This is a genomic window from Methanopyrus sp. KOL6 (assembly GCF_002201915.1).
Lineage (GTDB): Archaea > JAADCQ01 > Methanopyri > Methanopyrales > Methanopyraceae > Methanopyrus.
This window is the reverse complement of the sequence record NZ_CP019470.1, coordinates 1,306,980-1,330,136: the sequence shown is the minus strand read 5'-3', so window position 1 is coordinate 1,330,136 and position 23,157 is coordinate 1,306,980. Positions and strand designations below refer to the sequence as shown.

At 57.3% G+C, this 23,157-nt stretch carries 22 protein-coding genes; 8 read left to right on the top strand and 14 right to left on the bottom strand.

Annotation, left to right across the window (positions count from 1 at the left end):
- Positions 1-4: 4 nt before the first annotated feature.
- Positions 5-409: a Zn-ribbon domain-containing OB-fold protein gene (locus BW919_RS07215; RefSeq protein ID WP_088336339.1), complete on the top strand. Its 405-nt coding sequence runs from the start codon at positions 5-7 to the stop codon at positions 407-409.
- On the opposite strand, the gene cobJ is transcribed toward BW919_RS07215, so the two are convergent.
- Genes cobJ through BW919_RS07185 form a run of 6 tightly spaced genes read right to left on the bottom strand, consistent with a single transcriptional unit; the run spans position 373 to position 4,536 of the window.
- A complete protein-coding gene (cobJ, locus tag BW919_RS07210) occupies positions 373-1,131 on the bottom strand; it encodes a precorrin-3B C(17)-methyltransferase (protein ID WP_088336338.1) in 759 nt (252 codons plus the stop codon). The genes BW919_RS07215 and cobJ overlap by 37 nt on opposite strands.
- Positions 1,073-1,735 (bottom strand): hypothetical protein, encoded by a 663-nt coding sequence (locus tag BW919_RS07205; RefSeq protein WP_088336337.1) that lies wholly within the window; start codon positions 1,733-1,735, stop codon positions 1,073-1,075. The genes cobJ and BW919_RS07205 overlap by 59 nt, the downstream gene beginning before the upstream one ends.
- Entirely contained in the window at positions 1,732-2,490 is a 759-nt protein-coding gene (gene cobM, locus BW919_RS07200) for a precorrin-4 C(11)-methyltransferase (protein WP_088336336.1), read from the bottom strand. The genes BW919_RS07205 and cobM overlap by 4 nt, the downstream gene beginning before the upstream one ends.
- Before the next feature lie 47 nt (positions 2,491-2,537).
- Positions 2,538-3,005, bottom strand: coding sequence for a hypothetical protein (locus tag BW919_RS07195; protein WP_088336335.1), 468 nt, complete (start codon positions 3,003-3,005; stop codon positions 2,538-2,540).
- Positions 3,006-3,024: 19 nt separating this feature from the next.
- On the bottom strand, positions 3,025-3,966 hold the full coding sequence (locus BW919_RS07190; protein WP_088336334.1) for a hypothetical protein: 942 nt from the start codon (positions 3,964-3,966) through the stop codon (positions 3,025-3,027).
- Between the two features lie 21 nt (positions 3,967-3,987).
- Positions 3,988-4,536, bottom strand: coding sequence for an ATP/GTP-binding protein (locus BW919_RS07185; RefSeq protein WP_088336333.1), 549 nt, complete (start codon positions 4,534-4,536; stop codon positions 3,988-3,990).
- Positions 4,537-4,605: 69 nt separating this feature from the next.
- Between BW919_RS07185 and pdxS the strand changes: the two genes are divergently transcribed.
- The 3 genes from pdxS to selD all read left to right on the top strand — a co-directional run bounded on the left by pdxS (position 4,606) and on the right by selD (position 7,409).
- Positions 4,606-5,493: a pyridoxal 5'-phosphate synthase lyase subunit PdxS gene (gene pdxS, locus BW919_RS07180; protein WP_088336332.1), complete on the top strand. Its 888-nt coding sequence runs from the start codon at positions 4,606-4,608 to the stop codon at positions 5,491-5,493.
- A gap of 96 nt (positions 5,494-5,589) precedes the next feature.
- Complete coding sequence (locus BW919_RS07175) at positions 5,590-6,219, top strand: thymidylate synthase (protein ID WP_157666164.1); 630 nt, start codon at positions 5,590-5,592, stop codon at positions 6,217-6,219.
- Positions 6,220-6,404: 185 nt separating this feature from the next.
- Entirely contained in the window at positions 6,405-7,409 is a 1,005-nt protein-coding gene (selD, locus tag BW919_RS07170) for a selenide, water dikinase SelD (RefSeq protein WP_088336330.1), read from the top strand.
- A 64-nt stretch (positions 7,410-7,473) separates the two neighbouring features.
- On the opposite strand, the gene BW919_RS07165 is transcribed toward selD, so the two are convergent.
- On the bottom strand, positions 7,474-8,457 hold the full coding sequence (locus BW919_RS07165) for an AAA family ATPase (RefSeq protein ID WP_157666163.1): 984 nt from the start codon (positions 8,455-8,457) through the stop codon (positions 7,474-7,476).
- 158 nt (positions 8,458-8,615) lie between these two features.
- Here BW919_RS07165 and thpR point away from each other — a divergent pair, with 158 nt between their 5' ends.
- The 3 genes from thpR to BW919_RS07150 all read left to right on the top strand — a co-directional run bounded on the left by thpR (position 8,616) and on the right by BW919_RS07150 (position 11,793).
- On the top strand, positions 8,616-9,182 hold the full coding sequence (gene thpR, locus BW919_RS07160; RefSeq protein ID WP_157666162.1) for an RNA 2',3'-cyclic phosphodiesterase: 567 nt from the start codon (positions 8,616-8,618) through the stop codon (positions 9,180-9,182).
- Positions 9,183-9,262: 80 nt separating this feature from the next.
- Entirely contained in the window at positions 9,263-10,720 is a 1,458-nt protein-coding gene (gene cca, locus BW919_RS07155; RefSeq protein ID WP_088336327.1) for a CCA tRNA nucleotidyltransferase, read from the top strand.
- Between the two features lie 92 nt (positions 10,721-10,812).
- Positions 10,813-11,793, top strand: a complete 981-nt coding sequence (locus BW919_RS07150) for a H(2)-dependent methylenetetrahydromethanopterin dehydrogenase-related protein (protein ID WP_232452977.1) — start codon at positions 10,813-10,815, stop codon at positions 11,791-11,793.
- A 53-nt stretch (positions 11,794-11,846) separates the two neighbouring features.
- On the opposite strand, the gene leuS is transcribed toward BW919_RS07150, so the two are convergent.
- The 5 genes from leuS to BW919_RS07125 all read right to left on the bottom strand — a co-directional run bounded on the left by leuS (position 11,847) and on the right by BW919_RS07125 (position 18,108).
- Positions 11,847-14,684, bottom strand: a complete 2,838-nt coding sequence (leuS, locus tag BW919_RS07145; protein ID WP_232452878.1) for a leucine--tRNA ligase — start codon at positions 14,682-14,684, stop codon at positions 11,847-11,849.
- Positions 14,685-15,265: 581 nt separating this feature from the next.
- Positions 15,266-15,868 (bottom strand): LysE family transporter, encoded by a 603-nt coding sequence (locus BW919_RS07140; protein WP_088336324.1) that lies wholly within the window; start codon positions 15,866-15,868, stop codon positions 15,266-15,268.
- 83 nt (positions 15,869-15,951) lie between these two features.
- Positions 15,952-16,482 carry a hypothetical protein gene (locus tag BW919_RS07135; RefSeq protein ID WP_232452877.1) on the bottom strand — a complete coding sequence of 177 codons (531 nt, stop codon included), beginning with the start codon at positions 16,480-16,482 and terminating at the stop codon, positions 15,952-15,954.
- A 211-nt stretch (positions 16,483-16,693) separates the two neighbouring features.
- Positions 16,694-17,575 carry a hypothetical protein gene (locus BW919_RS07130; RefSeq protein WP_088336322.1) on the bottom strand — a complete coding sequence of 294 codons (882 nt, stop codon included), beginning with the start codon at positions 17,573-17,575 and terminating at the stop codon, positions 16,694-16,696.
- Complete coding sequence (locus BW919_RS07125) at positions 17,542-18,108, bottom strand: hypothetical protein (RefSeq protein ID WP_088336321.1); 567 nt, start codon at positions 18,106-18,108, stop codon at positions 17,542-17,544. Before BW919_RS07125 ends, BW919_RS07130 begins: the two co-directional genes overlap by 34 nt.
- 195 nt (positions 18,109-18,303) lie before the next feature.
- On the opposite strand from BW919_RS07125, the gene BW919_RS07120 reads away from it, so the two are divergent.
- A complete protein-coding gene (locus tag BW919_RS07120; protein ID WP_088336320.1) occupies positions 18,304-21,819 on the top strand; it encodes a cobaltochelatase subunit CobN in 3,516 nt (1,171 codons plus the stop codon).
- A gap of 8 nt (positions 21,820-21,827) precedes the next feature.
- On the opposite strand, the gene BW919_RS07115 is transcribed toward BW919_RS07120, so the two are convergent.
- Both BW919_RS07115 and BW919_RS07110 read right to left on the bottom strand, forming a co-directional pair.
- Positions 21,828-22,451, bottom strand: a complete 624-nt coding sequence (locus tag BW919_RS07115; RefSeq protein WP_088336319.1) for a hypothetical protein — start codon at positions 22,449-22,451, stop codon at positions 21,828-21,830.
- 114 nt (positions 22,452-22,565) lie between these two features.
- Positions 22,566-23,057, bottom strand: coding sequence for a hypothetical protein (locus BW919_RS07110; protein ID WP_088336318.1), 492 nt, complete (start codon positions 23,055-23,057; stop codon positions 22,566-22,568).
- Positions 23,058-23,157: the final 100 nt, after the last annotated feature.

Here is a 23,157-nt window from a genome sequence, read left to right as displayed (position 1 = left end):
CGTCATGGGTGGCGTACCTCGCTTCTGGCGGAGCATCGACAACAGGTACCGGTTGATCGGGACGAGGTGCAAGAACTGCGGCGAGGTGTTCTTCCCACCGCGTGTGGTCTGTCCCAACTGCCGCAGCGACGGTGAGATGGAAGAGGTACAACTCTCGGGTCGTGGCGAGGTATACACGTACTCGGTGGTGCGCGTACCTCCTGAGGGTTTCGAGGACAAGGCACCCTACGTCGTGGCTGTCGTGAAACTAGAAGAGGGGCCGCTGGTCACGGCGATGATCGTGGACTGCGAGCCCGGTGAAATCGACGTAGGCATGCCGGTGGAAGCCGTGTTCCGCCGTATTAGTGAGGACGGTGAGGACGGTGTGATCTACTACTCGCTGGAGTTCCGACCAGTGCGCGAAGGATAACCACGCTCCGTTACCAACCAATCTCCCATCACCCGGGTCCGAGAGCTCCCCACGATCAGGATGGACCGCATATCAATCCTGTTGGCCAGACCGCGCAGCTCGCGAACTCGTACGACATCGACGCTCTGTCCCTCGCGATAGGCGTCTCGAACTACCCCCACCGGCCTGTCTCCCTCCACTATCTCCTCTAGGACGTCGACGAACGCGTCGAAGACGTGCCTACGCTCGGAGCTGCTCGGGTTATACACGATCAGAACGAAGTCGGCCTCGAGGGCCGCCCGGACTCTCTCCAGTATCTCCTCTAGCGGTACGAGGTGGTCGCTCAAGCTCACGACCGCGAAGTCCAACATGAGCGGCGCGCCGAGTAGCGAGGAGGCCGCACAGGCCGCCGTGACCCCGGGCACGACCTCGACCTCGACGCCTTCCTCGACCGCGATCGGGAGGACGACGCCGGCCATCCCGTAGACGCCCGGGTCCCCACCGCTGACGAGAGCCACCTCGAACCCATCGGCCGCCAGCCGTACGGCCTCCCGCGCCCGGTCGAGTTCCTCCCGCATGCCGTACCGCCTTACCTCGACGTCTTCCGGTAGTATCTCCTCGACGAGGTCGACGTACGTCCGGTACCCCACGACCACGTCCACGTTCCGTAGTACTTTCCGTGCCTTAACCGTCATCAGGTCCGGATCTCCGGGTCCCGTACCGACCACGTACAGCTTGCCCACTATCACCACCCCGTAACTCCACGATTTCACCGCGCTCGGGGTCCACCACGAGCCCCGCTTTTTCTCTGCTCCACGCCTTGACCCCCAGTAGTTTCAGGTACCGGACGAGTCCCGGATGAGGCGATTTCTCGATCCATACTCCACGTTCTAACGCATCTACGATTTCCACGATCTCGTCCCGGTGTCGGCGTGGGTCCACCCCAATAACGTCCAGCACGTCCTCGGCCGACGGTCGGGACTCCGCCTCCGCGGTGGTGAGACCAGATCGACGGCCGCCCAACCATCCCGCCAGCGCTATGGAGAGCTCGTCCCCGCCCCAGTGGTGGCCGGAGAGGCACATCACCTCTTTGGTGGGCGTCACGACCATTACCACTGGGTCTTCACCCTTCTCCCGCAGTCTCAACGCCCTGGCTGCGATCCCGGGTGAACACACGTACACCAGCGCGTCCGCGTCGGAATCGAACCCCAACCTGTTCTCGACGTCAACCTCGACATCCAAGATCTCGAAGAACTCCAGAACGTCGTCGAGTATCGGGAGATCTCGAAACTCGTAGACCACGACTCGGTCTAGACGACGTTTCGGCGAGAATCCCAGCCCAGTCATCCCCGCACCCTCCTCGCGTATTCTTCCGAGTACAGATGGGATCTCCCACCTTCCTCCTTCAAGACGTCACCCACGATGATCAAGGCGGTCCTGTCGATACCCTCTTCACGCGCCTTCTCAGCGATGTCCCCCAGCGTACCCCGGATCACCTTCTCCTCGGGTGTGGACACCTTATACACGACGGCGGCTGGAGTATCTTCGTCGTACTCGCCTTCGAGCAGCGACTTCACGATGCGCTCCAGGTAAGCGGCTCCTAGGAAGATCACCATCGTGCAACCGTGCTTCGCGAGCTCTGAGAGTGACTCACCTTCGGGTTTCCCGGTCCTCCCAGCCGGGCGGGTGAGTATCACCGTCTGGCTGATCCCAGGTTTCGTCAACTCCTCGCCTAGCGCCGCCGCGGCGGCGTTGACGGAGCTCACGCCGGGGATCACCTCGTAATTCACTCCCCGTCGTCTGAGTTCGAGGACTTGTTCATACAGTGAGCTGTAGATGAACGGGTCCCCAGAAACCAGCCGTACCACGGTACGGTCGTCCTCCACGGCTTCGACCATAGTCTCCACCAGCTCCTCCAGTGTCTTGCCGTGGCTATCAACGAGCTCGGCGTTCGGACACCACTCTTCCACGGACTCACGGGGAATTAGCGAACCGGGGTATATCACGAGGTCAGCACGTCGGAGCACCCGTAAACCCTTCAACGTCATCAGCTCGGGGTCGCCCGGACCGGCGCCGACGAAGTAAACCTTCGTCATTGGCATCCCTCCTAACGTTACATTAGTCTTAACGATGGGCGAGGAGGAGGGAACTACACACGGATGCGCCGTGTCATCGACGCGATAGCCCCAACCACGACCAAACCGAGGCCGATCAACGACGCCACGAAAACCATGTTGATCTCGCTACCGCCCACGATCGTCGGGGGTACTGCGACCGCCTTTGGTGACGGTGGTCCCGCTGGCACGAAAAGGGACGACTGGACCATTCGGAACGCGGCGTACGTGAACGACGCCAGGAACGTCAGCATCCCGATGTGGAGTACGACCCGTCCCTTATCCCTGGCGTGAATGGCGTTCCGGAGGGAGATCAATGAGAGAGAGCCTACGATTATTACGAAAAGTAGGGTGGCGACGGCCAGCTCTCCCGCTATCAGATCGCCCTGAAAACACATCGGAATCACGTACAATGACGGTTTGTATTCCACACCCGCACTCCTATACACAGGTACTTTGAGTATTACTTGAGTACACTTCCCAGTGAATACCTCAGAAGTCATTTCACGTTCCCCCTCGGAGCTAAATTATCGGAGGAGTGTACTTGAATGAATACATAAGGAAGCTGAACCTTGTGAACAGTGCTAAAGTTGACTTCACTATAGAATCCGGTAACTGAACCCGCTCCACAAGTTCACGATACGTTTTAAATCCAGGTTTGATCTCTCTAAATACCCTGAGTGCATACACTTTGTTCACTTTTGACTCGCCAGTAATCGCCTCGATAGCAGGCTCATCAACATCACGTCTTACTGTTATCTTAGTAAATTCTAACGGTTCCATCCAATCAAGAAGTCTATCTCTAATCAGTATACCGTCCTTCTTTTCCGTGATAGTAGTGTCGATTCGTACCCAGTGTTTAGGTCTATTAAGTAGTTCTGATAATCCTTTGATACTTGCTCTGTGTCTTTTCTTTAGCACGTCTCTCGTAATGTTGAGCGCACTCTCGTCATATATATACGCGTAATTAGGGGATGTGATGTCGCGCGCATTCACCCATTCCGATATGTCTCTCATGTAGGTGAGGTCAGTGTACGGTATCCGACGTCTCCCGCTGCTCGATGTGTATACGATCCGTCTCTCGTCGATAGCGAAAATGGAAAAGTGAGAACTGCTCAACTTTACCTTTCCCGGGTTGTCGGCTAGCAGGATGGTGTTTAACAGCTCCCACGGTGTGCTGGTACCTTCAACACCGTTAACAGCGTTCACCCTCACGACCACGATCATGTCGAGGAGTGAGGATACAATATCCTCACCGAACTTCAACAGTGACGCCACTTCTGCGTCCATGATGTTCTCCTCATACTCTAAGGGAACGTCGACAGACTCATCCAGTACCATAGGCAGTTGCCCGAACGTCATCTCGTTGATGGCCCGAAGGACATCCTCGTCTACACATATCGTGATCCCATAAGATAACATCAGTTGGGCGATGGTGGCTCTGTTCTTGACGGAGACGGGCAACGTCGGAACCCCTGCAAGTGGCTAGCGAATCCCGTTGATCTCGATAGTTTCATCGTAGGTGTTAGACTGGGATAGCAGGATGTCAAGACCTTCCCGTAACCCCTTCCCTTTAATCGCAACGGTTCCGATCACGGGTGGAGAGATACCAAGTGCCCTCTCGACGAGTTCTTCGACTTGCTCCGGCGACAGGGCGTCGTGGAGGTCCTGCTTGTTCGCGAATACCACGACGCGGTGTGGGTTTTTCACGACGCCCTTCACAACGTTGTATATTTTGACCGCCGTGTCTATGTGCGGGTCGGCCGAGTCTATCACCAAGATCATGCCGTCGGCGTTCCGCGCCCCGAGACGCATCACGAACTTGAATCTAAGGTGCCCTGGGACGCCAAACATGTATACGTCCTCGTAGTACTTGCACTTCCCGAAGTCGATCCCTACGGTCTTTCCACGGGGCGATACCGTAGTGAACTTGTCGGATAACTGCCGGACCACGGTAGTCTTGCCGGCGTCCTCCGGTCCGATCACGGCTATCTTGACCTTCCGACTGTCATCGTCGTTACCTTCCGAAATCATCAGGACCCCCTCTAGCACCCGTAACAGTGCTATATAAATGCTCACAGCAGGTTAATCGGGGGATCTCGGATGAAGACCGGTACGTGGCGTGTGAAAACCGGGTTTGCACGCATGCTGAAGGGAGGCGTCGTAATGGATGTGACTAACGTCGAACAGGCTCAGATCGCGGAAGATGCCGGCGCGGTCGCTGTGATGGTGTTGGAGAAAGTTCCCGCGGACATCCGAGCTGCGGGTGGCGTCGCCCGCATGTGCGACCCCGCCAAGATCGAGGAAATAATGGACCACGTGACCATCCCCGTGATGGCTAAGTGCAGGATCGGACACGTCGCCGAGGCGCAGGTTCTGGAAGCGATCGGCGTTGACATGATCGACGAGTCGGAAGTCCTCACGCCGGCGGACGAGGAGCACCATATTAACAAGTGGGAGTTCGAGGTGCCATTCGTCTGCGGTGCGAGGAACCTGGGTGAGGCGTTACGTAGGATCGCCGAGGGCGCCGCGATGATCCGAACGAAAGGCGAGGCGGGTACGGGTAACGTGGCCGAAGCCGTCAGGCATATGAGGATCATCAGGCGCGAGATCTCGGAGCTAACCCGACTGGACAAGGAAGAACTCTACGGAAAGGCGAAAGAGTACGGGGTACCGTTCGATCTCGTCGCGGAGGTCGCGAGCTTGGGCAGGCTGCCGGTGGTGAACTTCGCCGCTGGTGGTATCGCGACGCCGGCCGACGCCGCCCTGATGATGCAGCTCGGTGCTGACGGGATCTTCGTGGGATCGGGCATCTTCAAGTCGGACAGACCGCGGGAGATGGCAGAAGCCATCGTCGAAGCGACGGCATACTACGATGATCCGGAGGTCGTAGCGGAAGTGTCGAAGAACCTGGGCGACGAGGTTGCAATGCGGGGTCTGGAGATCTCGGAAATTCCGGAGGAGGAAAAGATGCAGCTGCGCGGTGAGTAGCCTCTCTCCCTCTGAAGCGCGAGTTCCAGTCCTGGTATGACGAGGCGCTGACCGTTCATTTAACTGACCGCCCCAGCGTCCGACCGGGGTACCGACGTGCTAAGCAAAGACAGACCGTTGGTCGTACGCGGGCGTACTCTGGAGCAGGTGTGGCGGCAGGCCGTCACCGGTATCAAGATCCACGGTGAGAAGGTGAAGAGGGAGCGGGGTCCTGTCAAGGAAGTACGCGGCTTAATAGCACACCTCGAGCCTTCCGGACCGGAATCCTTCGATATTCCGGACGACTATCCGCTCGACGAGCACTCCGTGCGGGCGTACGAGGATCAGCTGCTCGACCCCGAACCGCGGGGTTTCGAATACACTTACGGTAATCGGCTCAGACGGTATTTCGGCCTAGATCAGGTCGAAAAGATCTCGGAACGATTGAGCACGTCCCGAAACACCAGACGCGCCGTCGCCGTAACTTGGGATCCACGCCGGGATCTCGACGAGGAGGAGGTACCTTGCCTCACCGCACTTCAGCTGCAGTCCGACGGTGATCATGGTCTCGAGCTCCACGCGTTCTACCGCTCGTGGGACGTAGGGAAAGCTCTGGTTGCTAACATGATCGCCTTGAGGAGGTTCCAGGAGCACGTGGCGGAGCGGGCTGGACTGAAGCCGACGACGTTGACGGTGTACGCCGCCAACGCGCACGTTTACGAGGAGGACCTCTCGGTCTTACCCTGAAGAATTCCGACTGGAATCTTCAGCGGCTAGTTCTGCCTGGCTTCAACCCATCCTCCTCATCGGCACTCGGTCCTACTGTCGTTTCCCATTCGGTACGGTATCGACGCACTTCATAGCCATCGGTGCGACCCCGGGCACGTCTTAAGTCGCGCCGCCTATCAGGTAAGGCGGGGGATATCCGAAACATGGGCAGGAAGAAGAGCCTCGTTGAGATGGTGGACCTTCACGGATGAGCCTGTAAACTTCCACAAGGAGACCTAGAAGACCTGATAGAGGGCGTCGAGCTACCGGAGAAAGGCGAGCGCGTGGAGGTCGGTGTCGGCGACGACGCCGCGGTGATCCGCGTAGACGGAGGCTACTTGATTCAGTCTGTGGACTTCTTCACCCCGATACACCCGGACCCGTACACCCAAGGACGAATCGCCGCGAACAACTCCATCAACGACGTCTTCGCGATGGGAGCCACCGAGGTGCTCTCGGTACTGGTGGTCTCGGGGTTCAACAGGGAGCTCACGGAGGAAGACGCGCGCGAGATGTTGCAGGGATTCGCGGATCAGTGTCGTGAAGTGGACGCTCCGGTCGTCGGCGGTCATACGATCATGAACCCGTGGCCCATCCTCGGCGGCTGCGTCACCGGGTTCGCCGAGCAGTACGTAACGGTCGGTGGAGCCGAGCCCGGAGACGTTCTGTACCTCACGAAACCGCTCGGTACGCAGCCGGCGATGGCCGCATTGAGGATGCCCGAGGACGTCCGAAGGCAGTTCCTGACGGACTCCGAGCTGGAGGAAGTCGTAGACTTGGCCGTTGAGGTAATGACGGAGCCCCTTAGGGACGCGGCGGAGGCAGCGCTCGAGGTCGGGGTTCACGCGATGACGGACGTCACAGGATTCGGGCTTAGGGGACACGCAGGTGAGATGGCGGAGGCCAGCGGCGTCCGTGTGGTCATCGAGCGACTACCGGTGATCCCAGGGACGACGGAACTCTCACGGGCGCTCGGGTACGGTCTGGAGCGAGGTGAGTCAGCGGAGACGGCCGGGGGGCTAATGGTCGCGGTTCCGGAGGAACGCGCCGAGGACCTGGAAGATGCGTTCGAGCGACGCGATGTCTGGTACCGACGGATCGGCCGCGTCGAGGAGGGTTCGGGCGTGAAAATCCGTAGGAACGTGGAAGAAGTGGAGGATTACCCGTGACCCCGCCGGGGAACCCCGTAGGTATGGGGACCCGGCGGGGGAGGGCCCGCCACGCGGCGGGCTACTACCTGTGGTATATGCGGACAGCCCTGCGCTCCCGTTCCTGATCCAAGACCTTCTGGACGTGCTTCCGTTCTATTCTCTCTGCTCCTTCACGTAACGCCTCGAGGAGCGCGCGTTTGAGCACCTTCTCCTTGATCTCCCTGTGCGACATCCCTCCTGTACGGGCCGCGATGTACGCGGGATCGACTTCGAGCGGCATAGGTAGCTTCTTCGCGTAGTAACGGACCAACTCCTCTCGCTCGCGCTTGTCCGGTAGTGTGAACTCGATCTCGTACTCGAACCGGTTCCTCACCGCGGGGTCCAACATGTCGGGCTGGTTGGTGGCCGCAATGAACACGACACCCTCGTCCACGCTCTTGAGCCGGTCGAGGTTCGTGAGCAGCGCGTTCACACTCTCCACCACATCGCCCCGGAGCTCCTGGTACCGTCGGTCGAGCGCCAACGCGTCGATCTCGTCGAGGAAGAACACGCAGGGTGCCGCCCTACGGGCCCGCGTGAAGGCCCTCCGGATCTTCTCGCTAGCCTCACCTACGTACTTGCCGAGGATCTCGGCAGCGTTCATGTGGAGGAGCGGGACTTTCGCCTCCCCGGCCACGGCTCTCGCCGTACGGGTCTTACCGGTACCCGTTGGCCCGTAGAAGAGGACGGTCTTCGGGGCCCAGTCCCGGAACTCCTCCGAGTTCTTGAGGTACTCGACGAGGAGCGAGCACGCACGCTTGGCTTCCTCGTGCCCCACCACGTCGTCGAGCGTCACGTTCGGTATCTCCATGCGGTCTTCATCGAATCGAGTACGAAGAACGAACTTAGTGGAAGATGTTATCCGACCCACCCCGGAGGGCACGACGCGCACGACCTTGAAGGCGTAACTGTGAACGACGCCGGTGTCGAAGAGTATCGTACCTTCCCGCACGACCTCTCCTAACCACTGCTCACGAGCGTACGCGTTGAAAGCTTCGAGCGAATCCACGATTACCTCGTTACTCATCCCCGGCTCCCGTACGGGATAACCCAACGGTTTTAACTCGACGAGCTTGGCGTCCGGGACCGGATCACAGGATTCGGCGGGGATACTAAGCCCCCCGGTCGCCTCCTCGGTGAAGACCACCACGGACCCGTAATTAACTTCGCCGGGGGATGGAACGTATGTCGCGGTTCAGGGCGTTCATCTCGATCGATATAGAGGAAGAGGAGTTAGTGAACCGGATCGTCGAGGTGCAGGAGCGGTTGAAGGCCTCGGGAGCCGACCTGAAGCTGGTGGAGCCGGAGAACGTGCACCTCACACTCAAGTTCCTGGGTGACATCCCGGAGTCGCGCGTCACCGACGTCGTCAACGCGATGAAGAAAGCCGTCGAGACCGTCGAGCCCTTCACCATGCGACTGAAGGGCATCGGGGTGTTCCCGAACCCCAACTACGTGCGTGTGGTGTGGATCGGCGTGGAGGAGGGATCCGACGAGACCAAAGCCATGGCCGCGGTGCTCGAGCAGGAGCTAGGCCGAATGGGGTTCCGACGGGAGCGTAAGGATTTCGTGCCCCACGTGACCGTGGCCAGGGTCAGAAGCGGACGCAACAAGGACCGATTGGTAGAGGCCATCCGAGAGCTCTCGAACGTGGAAATAGGTGAGGTGAAGGTCGACCGTATTCGGCTCAAGAAGAGTATCCTCAGGCCTCAGGGTCCCGAGTACCACACGGTCGAGGAGGTCAAGATCTGAGCCGATATACCGAGCGCGACGCCGTCGTCACGAGAGGATGATCCGATGATCGCTACAGTAGCACAGTGGGGCCGGGTTAGGTGATCCTCGAGGAGGTCCTCGACGAGGTCAGACGGGAGGTCACGCCGGACCCAGAGGAGCGAGAGGTGGTGGAAGGCTTCGCACGCAGGGTCCTGAGCGAGGTTAGGGACAGGCTGAAAGGGCGCGACCCCGACGCCGAGGTCGAGCTAATCGGCTCGGTAGCTAGAGATACCTGGCTACCGGGCGCCTCGGATATCGACGTGTTCTGCGTGTTTCCGAAGGACCGCGACCTGGACGAGATCGTTGAAATCACACTGGAGGTGGGACGCGAAGCCATCGAGGAACTTGGTGGAGAAGCACTGGAGGAGTACGCGAATCACCCTTACATCGGAGGAGAGGTCGAGTACCGAGGTCGGACCTTCGAAGTCGACGTCGTACCGTGCTACGATACCGAACCGGGCGAGGTGATCACCCCAGTCGATCGCACGCCTCACCACAACCGATACGTCAAGGAGCGCTTAGAGAACACGGCAGAGGTGAGATTGCTCAAGGCTTTCGTCAAGGCGATCGACGCGTACGGTGCGGAGGCCCGCGTGAAGGGATTTTCCGGCTACCTCTGCGAGCTTCTCGTGATCCACTACGGGTCCTTCAAGGAGGTACTCCGGGAGGCCGTGATGACCTGGAGGCCAGGTTTCGTCATCGACCTCGAGGGGTTCGTAGGTGAAGTTTACGAAGACTACGGAGAGGTTAGAGAGAAGTTCGAGGATCAGGACCCGGCACTGATCGTCCTAGACCCCGTAGATCCCCAACGCAACGTGGCAGCGGCCCTCTCGAAACGCCAGCTCACTCGCTTCATTCTGGCGGCCAGGGCGTTCCTGAAGGACCCGTCACCAGAATTCTTCCGAGGGAGGAAGTTCGAGCCCGCGAGTGGAGAGGAGATCAGAGGTTGGTTCGAGAAGAATCCCGCCCACGTCGTCGCGATCGAGGTTAGGCTGCCGGACGAGGTAGAAGATATTTACTGGCCGCAGCTGGAGAAGACGGCCAGGAGCCTTAGTAAGGTGCTGGAGAACGAGGGGTTCGAGGTGCGTCGATGGTACGTCATGCGGGATTCCGAGGAGGAACATGGATACGTCCTGTTGGAGTTCGAGCACGGAAGATTGCCAGTGCTCGAGTGGCGCGTGGGTCCGGCTGGTTGGGTACGGGAAGACAGGGTCCGCGGGTTCGTCCGCGCCCACGGGAGGTTCTGGGTGGAAGACGACGGAAAGTTAGCGACTCGAGCCGAGCGCAAGTTCGTACGTCCCGAGGACCTCTTGAGGCGCCTGGAGGGAGCCGACCGCCAGACGCTCCTGTCCCACGGTTTCGGGAAGGACCTAGCACGGTCTTCCGAAGGTGAGGTAAGGTTGCTTTCTTCCGAAGAGCTGGCCGAGCTGGCTGATCGGGACCCGGAGCTGGGTAAGGGCCTAGCCGAATTCATGCGTGGCGACCCGCTCTCCGAACTCGTTCGGGACCGACTGTGACCCCCGACCCCAATTTTGACGAAGGGCGTTTCCAAACCGTAGCATTTATCACCTTATCTGAGGTCGTGATTAGGGGGCAGCACTTGGCCACCGTGGCCGTCCTCGGTTTCGGCAACCAGCGCCTGTACGAGAGGATCGGCGCCGCCGAGAAGCTGGGTGGGGAGCCACCCTTCGGCGGTGCGGCCATGGCGATTGAGTTCGCGGAGGCGGGTCACGACGTCGTACTAGCTGATCCGAACCTGAGTGAACAGGACCCCGAGCACGTGGACCGGGTCGTCGACGCCGGTGTCGAGTTGACCGAGGACGACGCTCAGGCCGTCGAAGGGGCAGAGATGGTCGTACTGTTCACACCGTTCGGCGCTACCGGTGGCATCGTCCGCGAGATGGCACCACATCTGGAGGAAGGGGCCGTCGTCTGTCCTACCTGTACGTCTTCCGCTTTCGAAATTCAGGAGAGCCTATACGAGGCAGGAATGGAAGTACCCGAGGCCGTTGGCGTGACACCCGCGCACCCGGCGGGTATCCCAGGCACCGAGAACCATCGTGCTTACATCACCGCGCGGGGTACGGGCAACGGGACCGTCCTCGCCACGGAAGAGCAGGCGGAGTTAGTCAAAGAGGTGTTGTCCTCCACGGGCAAGGAAGTATTCGAGTTACCGCACGTGGAGCTGGTATCGGTGATCGGTGACCTCAGCGTCGTCCTGTTGAGGCGCGTGATCGAGGCGCTAAAAGAGTTCTGTGCGGTGAGGGAACTCGGAGCACCGCAGAAAATGATCGACCGACAGGCTATGATGGTCCTCGCGACACTCGCGGCTCTTATCGAGGAAGGCGGAATTGGCGGGTTGCTGAAGACACTCGATGAGGAAGCAGTAGAGGTATCGTACTCGAACATGGAGCCGTTCCTCGACGGCGTGGAGGAACCAGAACTCGAGGGAGAACCGGTCGAGAGGTTCGTCGTGCTGCCGGGCGAGGCGACGCGGGAAGCCGTTATCGAGCTGGTTGGAGAGCGAGGCTGGAAGACGGTGAGGATGAGGGCGTGGATGGATTTGTATAGGAAGAACTATAATAAGTAGAGTAGGATATAGGAAGGACTATAATAAGTAGAATAGGATAGGTAGAACCAGAATTATTCTTCCAGCCAGATGCCCGGCCTGAGCGGCCGAGCCCCTGCTTTCCTATCCGTCGGTCCCGGTGCCTCCTCCGGGTCCGTGTGGACTACCACCTCCGAAGCGCCCGTCTTGTTCGTGAGGACCCGTACCGCGTCCTCCAGAAACTCGGCGAGGGACTCCCTGAGCGCGCCCGCGTCGACACCTTCAGGTAGATCCTCTTTCACCAACTCCCGCACGACCTTAGCAACTTCGTCCCCTTTATCCCTCAGCCCCTCGTCTTTCATCAACTCCGACATGACCTCCCCGAACTCCTTACCCTCCGCGACCAACTCCAGCGCCCGCCACTGCCACTCCGGCGCCAGGTACACGTGCAGCGTGTACCCGGGTTCCGCACCGATTACCTTCTCCACGTCTCGGACGTCCTCGATCAGCCGGTCGAGGACTTCCTTAGCGACGGAGAGCTCGGGTTCCTCCGGGTACTTCGACGGGTCGGGCCACCTCTCTTCCATCAGGAACGAGTCCTCACCCAGTACCTCACGCCATAAACGGTCGGTCGCGAATGGGATTACCGGATGGAGGAGCTTCAACCAATCCTCGGCGATCTCACCCAGTATCTTCACGTGTCCCTTCATGGTCTCGTACTCACGGAGTAGCTTCATGACCCCGTAAAAAGCCCGGTTGTACGCCCGCCGGATCTGGAACCCCTCGAGGGCCTCCGTAGTCTCCTCGATGATCTCACGGAACTCGTGCAGGAGCCACCTGTCTACCGCGTCCTTACCGTCCAACGACTCGTCGGCGTGGTCTCGAATCAGGGTCTCGAACCGCTCCAGATGCCGCTGGACGCCACGGACGTGCTCGTCCCTCCAGTCGAAGTCCTGCCAGGGCTCCGCCGAGGTCGCGAGGAACAGTCGCACCACGTCCGGACCGTACTCGTCGAGTGCCTCGGACAGTAGGACCACGTTACCCTTGGATGAGCTCATCTTCTGACCTTCGAGAAGTCCCATGCCGAACACGACAATACCCTTCGGCCACTTGTCCTCCGGGAACAGCGCCGCGTGGTGGAAGATGAAGAACGTCAGATGGTTCGTAACCAGATCCTTCGCCGACAGCCGCCAGTCCAGCGGGTACCAATACTCGAACTCCTCGCGCATCGCCTCGAGCTCCTCCGGGTCCAGCCCGGTCTCCTCGGCGATCCTCTCCGGGTCGCCTTCGCCAAGGAAGACGTAGTCGAACACCTCAGGTGGTAGCTCGCCCTTGCCCTTCAGTCGGTGCGCGATCGTGTAGTACGCCATGTACACCGTCGAGTCGCTCAGCGGCTCGACGATCCAGTCCTGGTCCCACGGTAACGGGGTACCCAAACCGACCCTACGCGCGCACGCCCAGTCGTCTAGCCATTCTATCGTATCCTCGAAGTTCGTGCGCACCTCCTCCGGGATTATCTCCATGCGTTCGAGTAACTCTTCAGCCTTCTCTTTCCACTCTCCGTCTGAGTACTTCAGGAACCACTGGTCCTCCAGGATCTTGACCACGCACTCGGTACCGCATCGACAGATCACCGGCTTTTCCGAGAAGTCGTACATGACGTCCGCTTCGCCCGCATCGATGAGGCGCGATTTAATCCGCTCCCGCGCTTCTCGCACCGACGTACCCTCGAACTCGTCGACGACCATCACACCCTTATGCAACTCCGTCCGGTAGACTTCTTGGGTCGCTTTCTCGAGCTCCGGGTCCGTTTGCGACTCGATCCCATACTCTTCCAACGCTTCGTACGCCGGGAACTCCCCGTACCCTTCCACTTCGATGACTTGTACCGGTTCGAGCTCCTCCACGACCGACGGGTCCACGCCGTACTCCTCGAGTACCGACGGGTCCCCCCTCAGGTCTTCGAGCGCGGCAGCGTCCGCCGGAGCATGCGCGGGCACCGAGTAAACAACACCGGTTCCGAACTTCGGGTCGATGAACTCCGCCGGTAGGACCGGCAGCGCCTCCCCCGTGATCGGGTTCACGACCCTCTCACCGATCAGCTCCTCGCCCCGCACCTTACCCACCTTCTCGACACCGACCTTCTGGTGCTTGAGGTTCCGGTAAGCTTCCTCCGAAACCACCCACCGCTCGTCGTCTACCTCCACGATCAGATACTCCTCGTCCGGTTTCACCCACACGTTCGTCGCTCCGTACAGCGTCTCCGGGCGGAACGTGGCTGCCACGAGTATCATGTCGTCACCGTCTACCGGGAACTTCACGAGGGTGAGTTCCTCGATCGTCGCGTCCTCACCTTCCAGGAGGTCATGGTCACCTACCGGATTCTCGCAGTACGGGCAGTACCGGACCGGGTGCTCGCCTTTGTCGACGAGTCCCTTCTCCTTGAGTCTCAGGTACTGCCATGTGATGAACGATCGGTACTCCGGATCAACCGTCGTGAACTTCCGACGCCAGTCGATCGAGTAACCCATGCGTTTCATGTTCTCCTCGTACTCGCGCGCGAAGTACTCCACGATCGCTTCAGGTTTCGTGAACTCCTCGAGCTCTTCCTCAGGGACCCCGTAAAGGTCGCGGTAAAGCCTTATCGTGTCCTCGTCTCCCTCCTTGACCCGTTCCGCGATGCCGACCACGGGAGTACCCGTCACGTGGAAGGCCATCGGGAACAGGACGTTATAGCCCTGCATCCGCTTGAACCTGGCGTAGATGTCCGGGACCAGATACGTCCGCGCGTGACCCACGTGCATCGAACCGGACGGGTACGGGTACGCGACCGTGATGTAAACCGACTCACGGTCGTCCGGGTCCGCCTCGAAGAGGCCCGCTTCTTCCCACTCCTTCCACTGGAGCTTCTCGGGACGCTCGGCCAACTTCACTGCCCCCGGCTGGGACAGGCCATCCCGTTTAAAGTGTACTCGCGGAGACCTCCGGCGGTATCGGGTCAAACTGTTGGAAACTCTCGACATTGATTTTCGTAAAGTTAATTAGACTGAGAGAGGAGTAACCGCGTGAAACGCCAGTAGGTCGGTGCCCCTGGGTGACATCATCGACTCGGCGATCTCCCGCTTCCTCATCCCCCGACAGTGTTCACGAGAGTACCATCACTGTACGCCAAGTCGAGGATCTCATGGTAGGTTAGTTATATTACGCCATTTGTATCACCGACCCAGAACGGAGAGGCGGGCTCGCCCATCTTTGAGTTGACCGCATCCGGGAAGTGATGAAGGTGGCGGACGTCCGAGCTGGATGAGGATTAACCCCGGTACTGATCCAGATCACGTGAACTTCTCGACGGTCGGGTGAGGTCCCTAGTTACCACCACCGCCGCTACTATCTCTCTACTTCGAGAGTACCGACAGCCCGACGCTTCGGAGAGTACGGACCACTCTAAGTCGAAATCCGTACGGGTGAAGGGACACATCGCGCCGTTGGAGAAAATGTGGGAGTCGGGACTACTTCACTTAACGGAAGTACAGGCAAAGTAGGCTGCGACCCCTATTAATAAGATACCGGACAACCTCCGGGCGACGGACCGTTCCATTGGAGAGATGGATGACGTCCAGTGGACGGCCAGTGATATGATGGTCTGTACGCTCACTATCCCTAGGAAGAAACCCAGCGGGAACATCATCGAACTCCAGGTCGAACGTGCCGATCCCATTACGGAACTTCCAACAGTAAACCAGAACACGTAGGGGTGAGGGTTCAGCAGGTTGACAACGACAGCACGTCGGAGAGTGTGAGTGTGAACGGTGTTCCCGGATTCGACACTTTCCACGGAACCTGCACCTACGATCATAGACAAGCCCATATAAGCCAGGACGGCAGATCCAACCATTCCTAGGAGCTTGAGCACTAGATCCGGAAGACGAGTCGCTATCATACTAGCAATCACTATGAGTGGAATGTCAGTGATTACCGGGACCACGGCGACGGAAAGCCCGGCTTTGAGGCCGTTTTCAAGCGTTTCAGCGACTATCAACGCCTGCAGGGGGCCGGGTGCTAGTCCACCACCGACACCCGACGCTACCCCTACAGCCATCAAGTCTATGGAATTCAACGGAATCACCCACTACTCGGCAGAGCCACATCTTAAGGGCAACGGCACCTAGGAGGGATGTCAGTCGGAAACGGCTCTAAGTCTCACCCAGTTAATTGGAATCCTAGAAATACCAAGTACAATCCTATCATCATTGGGAGTATCGAAGTAAGTGCTGGCGCCATCGTTACTACGTCACGTCCTTCCACTTTCACAAGGTACGCCGAGTATATCATTACGCCAACCACGAACCCTATGTAAGCTGTTACAACGATCGAAAGCTCGAGCATCAACCGTCGAAAAGCCTCAACAGCTTTGTGGGTTCCTTCTCCACGCAGGATCGCGTCCGCGAATTCCACCACTGCGACGTCTGCGATAGTACAGAATAGCACCGATAACGCTGTACATAACATCGCTGCCGCTAGGGTGCGTGTCACGGTGCTTTCCTTACCGTAAAGCAGTGAGGAGATTAGTGTTGCTGAGGCTAATACCAAGAACGATAGGCTCAGTAGCGCACCCAGGTTGAAGTTCGTACGATGATACCGTAGGACTCTCCGATATATAGATGTAAATTTCTCATGCCCAGGGCGCTTGCAGATTTTCCGCGATCTTAACATCTTACCCACCTTAGACAACTTATCATAGGCTTCTATGATCGATCTGGCCAGCCTCGATTTTGTCGACTTCGACCTTCACTTCATCCCACCCTTCAGTCCACAGATCTTAGCGTCCAACGTGCCGGAGTGGACCAATGAAAGTCCGACAATTAGTGGTTGATGTCTTCGCACAATGGGGTTAGAGAGGTTAGAATCAGTAGCTCTAGCAACACTGTATCCCCAAACGAAGCTATCGAGAGGACCTATCGCCACCACACTTGTACCTTTGGTACCCATTCTCGGAGCTCCAGGAGGACAACCCTTCGTACAATCCCCTTATCATCTCCCAGAAGGCGGCCATGAGGTCGAAGGACCGTTCCGAACTATCCGAATCATTGAAGGTTTCGGGGGTCCTCAACGACGTTTGACGCTGACGTGGGTACTCGAGCTTACGGTGGGAAGTTGTGGTCCGACCCTGTGCTCGAGGTACCATCTTTCGACCACGCGTTGAGGGTCTATCTGAGTAGGGTCGCGGACCCGAGGTGTTCGTGGGTGACCTCGTTTCTCCTTCTTCGTCGGACTCCCCTTGCAGCCAACTCAACGTCCGTTGAAAAACGTCCATAACGGTCGTGTCGGATGCGGGTCGTTCGAGTGTTACGGTCCCAATGGTCTCGCGAACGAACTCCGATAGAGCCGGGGACTTCTCCGCCTGTCTCCTGACCTCGTTGTGTAGGTAGTTGACTACACCCGAAAACATGTTAGGATCTTCCTCAAGCACTTTTTGAAGCATAGCAAATGCGTTCCTAGAGTCATCAGAGAGAGCTCGGTACATAGTATTATAAGCACTATGAACGTTATCGTGAACCATTTTCAGACCTAACAAGTACGTTTTTCGATCGAATGGTGGGTCGATATCGAAGGACTGGACGGCACGTCCTGTAACCCCTACATATTCTTCTTCAATCCTTTTACATAGCGCGGACGCAATCCCTACGGAAATGGTCTGTAATGATGAACCGAAGGTGGCCAACGCGTAAGCCTTTGACTTACCGTTGCGGTCGGACGATATTTTAGAGGCTAGGTAAAGGAACCCACCTCCTACCCAGAAACCTCTTTCAATCGTCTCTCGCAATCGCGGACACCCCGAAGGAGGGCTTCTGCCGCCTCTAAGTCCCTCGGATCAGCCTTTCTACCGTATAACCAATCTATGAAGTCTAGAATAGCAAGATATGACCAGTACGCCATAACTAACCCGATTCCAGAGAGCATCATCAAACGGAACCATATCTTCGAGTGGAGTGCGGCTTTGAACGATTTCCACCCACCCATGGTCGTGGCGACCAGGAGCGCGACACCGAACGATAAGTTCGAGATCGCCACGATGGACCCGACGTCGAACCCGAGCCCGGAGGTCGATATCCTTAGGATCGCGAGGGAGCAACTCGATGCCGTAAGATCTAGCGTTAGCAGCTCCCAGAATCCGAAGCTCTTCACTTTGAGGTAAGTGATCGGTACGACTATCATTATGAGGAAGAACATGGTTAAGTATCCCATTATCTTACCGAACGAACCACCGACCAAGGCGGCCACGATCGTCGGCACGATCGCCACTATGAACAAGGATATCGCGACCAACGCGACTTCACCTCCTACCGGGATGAGCACATACACCACCCCACGACGGGGTTCGGAACGCCCTCGGAGCGTTTCCTGATAGCTGGTTGAGCCTCAAATACATCACGGAACGATAAGAGCCGCTCCAGGACTACCGTGACGTCTCCCTTCATCGTACATCTTCGATAGCTGGTATGAGGTAGTACTAAATACTCTGGGAACTCGCGCCACTGAGGGGGCCGTCCTGTGGTCAAGGCGGTCGTAGTAGTGGGTCACCAGCCGTACTCACTCAGCGTCGCGAAGGCGGCGGAACGGCTCAAGGGTGAAATTGACGTCGAGATGTTTTACATGTGGGATCTACGCGAGCGACCTGGCGAGTTCGAGAGGGCTGCGAGAAAGGCCGACTTTGCCGTCCTGAACGTCATGGACTCTGCCACGGCTAAGGCCGTCGACCTGGACGGGATAGGACAGGAGACCCCGTTCGTCGCCGTTAACTCCTGTTTTGAGGTTATGCGAGAGTCGTTCAAGAGCCTCGGGATCGAGAAGAGCCGATTCTTCCGACTATTCCGTCGAATGATGGAGCGTCGTAAGGACAACCTGTCCGGAGTCCGAATGGACGAGGCGTTGGAACGTGGGGCCAAGTTCGCGGAAAAAATGGGATGGTTCGGACCGCTCAGGAGGTTGAAGATCGCGATGAGGGCGTTCCGATACTGGGATTACGGCGGGCCCGATAACGTTGAGAACATGCTCCTGTATCTCGCGAGGGAGCTCGCGGACGCTGACGTCCGTGAACCCGACCCACCGAAGGAGGTACCTAGTCGCGCCCTGTACGATCCGAAGGACGGTATCGTCGACGCGGATTACCTGAAGGAACTCCGCGAAGAATACGGGACCCTCGTACCGGTCACGTTCTACAAGTTCTTCTACACGAACGGGAACACGGAGCACGTAGACGCGGTCATAGAGGCATTACGGGAAGAGGGCATTGGCGCGGTGGGTTGCTATTGCTCGGTAGACGCGTACGGATCCCTGACCCGATTCTTCGCCGACGAGCGCCCTGACTCGGTGGTGGCACTAACCTGCTTCAGGATCGTCGGCGGTCCGATGGGTGGCGAGGTCGAGCGCGGCGTGGAGTTATTCAGGGACTGGAACACCCTGTACTTCGTGGCTCCTCAACTCTGGTACATGGATCGAGAAGAGTGGGAAGAGAGCGAGTTCGGGATGGACCCGTTGAGCCTGATCATCAACGTGTCACTCCCGGAACTCGACTCCGCGATCTTCCTACCACCCGTAGCCTGCCAGTCGGAAGTAGGTCGATTCGGGAACGTCCCGTTACACGCCATGGAGCCGATACCGGAGAACGTCGAACGCGCGGCGGAGCTCGTGTACAGATGGATCGAGCTGCGACGTCACGGCCCGAGAAAAATCGCGATCATCCTGTTCAACTACCCACCTGGCGAAGAGAACGTAGGTGAAGCGGCGTACCTTGACACGTTCTCGAGCCTACGTAACGTGTTAGAGCTCTTGGAGGACGAAATGAGTCTGAAAGTCGACCTGGACAAAGTCACCGACGACACGCTCCGACGACTCGGTAACCCAGACCTGAAGCACAAACGACCGGAAGACGTACCGGCGGCCGACGAGGTCTCGGTAGACCGGTATCTGGAGTGGTTAGAGGAATTACCAAATGAGTCCAGAGAACGCGTATTCGAAGCGTGGGGCGACCCGGAAGACGACCCGCTACTCGTCGACGGGTCGTTCCGAATCTTCGGTCTCGATCTCGGGGACGTGTTCGTCGGGTTCCAACCCACCAGGGGCCTGCACGAATCCGAAGAATCGTACCACGACGACACTCCCCCGACACACTACTACGTCTGCTTCTACGAGTGGCTAAGTCGAGAGTGGGGCGCCGACGTAATACTGCACTTCGGCACGCACGGGACCCTGGAGTTCCTACCCGGCAAAGAGAAGGCATTATCACGCTCGTGCTTCCCAGACCTCCTCATAACACCGATCCCACACGTCTACCTGTACAACGTAAACAACCCGTCGGAGGCCGCGATCGCCAAACACAGGACGTACACGTACACTGTCTCCCATCTGCACCCACCGCTCGCCGACCCGGAGCTCGATGGATACCGAGAACTACTGCGGCTGTGCGAGGCTGTCCGCGAAGGTCGAGAGGACGTCGAAGAACTCCGAGAAATCGTCGAAGCGGCTGGAATCGACATCGAAATCGAGGACAACGACGCGTACGTCGGCGCGGTAGAATCGATGATCCGGAGGGCCATCAGAGACCGTATCCCGTGCGGATTACACGTAATCGGAGCGAACCCCGACCCAGAACTGATCGCGGAAACCGTAGTAAGTTACGCGGAATCGAGAGACGCTCTGAAGACGGACCGCGAGAGAGCCGTCGATACCGTACTGAAATACCTCGAAGAAGGCGAGGACGAGCTATCGAACGCCTTCAACAACCCGGACTCCGCCCGGGAACTCGTGGACGGACTAGTGGAATCGTACCGCCGCGAACAGGAATCGCTCCTAAAGGCGCTCCGAGGCGAGTACCTAGAACCGTCACCAGGAGGCGAGATAGAACGGAACCCAGAGGTCGTGCCGACGGGTCGCAACCTGACGTCACTGAACCCTAGGAGGATACCCACGCCGGAGGCCGAGAAACGGGCCAGGAAAGCCGTCGAAGAACTCCTGGAACGCCACTTCGAAGAGCACGGTGAATACCCGAAGACCGTTGGTATCGTCCTATGGGCCTTCGAGACGATGCAGACCGGTGGAGAGACCGTCGCCATGATCCTCGAGCTACTCGGGGTCAGGCCGGTGAGGGACGATGCGGGCAACGTGATCGACGTCGAACCAGTACCGGCTGAGGAACTGGGACGACCGCGAGTGGACGTCGTCGTGACGATGTGCGGGATATTCAGGGATACCTTCCCGAACATCGTCGAACTCATCGACCGGGCCGTACGCAAGGTAGCGGAGCTCGACGAGCCGGAAGAAGTCAACCCGGTGAAGAAGAACGTGAGAGAACTCAAGGAAGAAGGGCACGAACGACCTGAAACCCGAATATTCGGCCCGAGACCCGACCTGTACGCGGCGGACAACATGCGGTCGAAGGTAGAATCGTCACGATGGGACGACGAATCGGAACTCATCGACGCGTACCTCAACGACATAGGTTACGCGTACGGTGAGGGAGTCCACGGTGAAGAACACAGAGAACTGTTCGAGACGGTGACAAGCCGACAGGACGCCACGGTACAGATCAGATCGCACAGATCCTACGACATCATCGACCTGGACCACTACTACGAGTTCCTAGGAGGACTGACGGCCACAGCCGAAGACGCGAAAACGTACGTGATCGACTCATGCTCGAACGAAGAACCGGAAGTCCATGACCTCAAGACAGTGATCAGATCGGGAGCCGCGTCCAGACTACTCAATAGGAAGTGGAAAGAACACATGCTGAAACACGGGTACGACGGGTGCAGAGAGATAGCAAAACGCGTGGAGAACCTGATAGGACTCGCCGCCACAACCGACTCCGTAGAAGACTGGATATGGGAAGGAGTAGCGAGAGAGTACCTGCTAGATGACGAGACGAGAGAACGGATGGAAGAACTGAACCCAGCGGCCGTACGCGAGATAGCCTCGAGACTACTAGAAGCGCACGAACGAGGATACTGGGACGCAGACGAGGAAAACATAAATAAGATCGAAGAAATGTCGAGGGAATCGCGATAGTTGAAGCATTACGATTTCTTCCTGCTTCTGCTATCACTCCCAAACAGTATATCTGACGCCATCCTTAGTATCATATCCTTAGCCATGTCGAGAGCATCATCAAGCAACTGATCCAGTTCATTCCCGGTGTCACGCACCCTCCCAGTCTTACTCTCTCGCCCACCCTCACCGGTGGAATCCCTGAAACCTCCGGAGCTAGATCCTGACGTGAAATCTCCGATAACATTCTCTACAACTTCAGAGATCAAACTCTCCGCGTCTCCTTTACCTCCTATAATGTTCCATGAAACATCGTGCTCCTCATGGTTTATCTTTACACCAACGATCTCGAAGGTATAGTCATCGGGCATCCACTTCTCCGCAACATCGTGATGGTCAGATTCGACTAAATAAGTCAAAACTTCCATCGGGGCGGCGACGTTATCCGCTATCAGCTTCGCCAACGTGCCCGAAGTAACCTCATCAACAAAGTCTGACGGCACCTCAAGGTCCTCAGCCACTACCTTATTAAAAAAGCTTTCGACTATACTCTTGTATAATCTAGACGACTCTTCAATAATTATTTCGGACAAATCTTCCATGTCGATCATAGACATAAGTTTATTAACAGTCGTTTCTATATCATAGACCATACCTTCGATGGAACTCCCAGTCCTATACGATAAGAAGTGGCACTGTATAGAAAACAGTTCGGTTACACCTACGCTATTTATGCAATCCATTATTTCTATTTCTATATATTCACCTCAGATTTTACGCAAAGCATCGCCAGCGCTTCCTAGTATCAATCTATTGTACTCCTTATAATTCGGATTTTTAAAGAATTTTATTACCGACGACACTAAATTCTTTCTAGCTTTAAGGAGCTTTATCAAATAAGGATAATCCTCCATAGATCTAAATCCTTCTCTTAATGATTCCGTAAATGAATATTCACCATACGCGTACTTAAAGTATGAGGTCGGCATCTTGACTTCTTTTTCCTTTCCCAGGTCGATGAGGAGCTCACGTATCTTATATTTATGTCTTAGTGATGGGTATATTGAGTAATAGACGCACGTGATAGAGGTCGAGCATAGTACTAAGCTGTGAATAAATATATTGCCCTCTCTGAACTCGAAAAGCTCTCCTATTTCTCCTCCTACCGCCCCCTTTAAAGTGCTACTTATACTCTTATTCGCTCTCTTTACCAAATCATCTGGTAAGTTAATTGGCGTCTTTATATAATCTTTTGTCATTAAATCTCACCCCTTTTCTAATTTTCTCTCTTCTTAACTTCTTCCTTACTGATGCTATGACGATAGTATAGGGAAAGTCAATATATACAACACGCTAGGG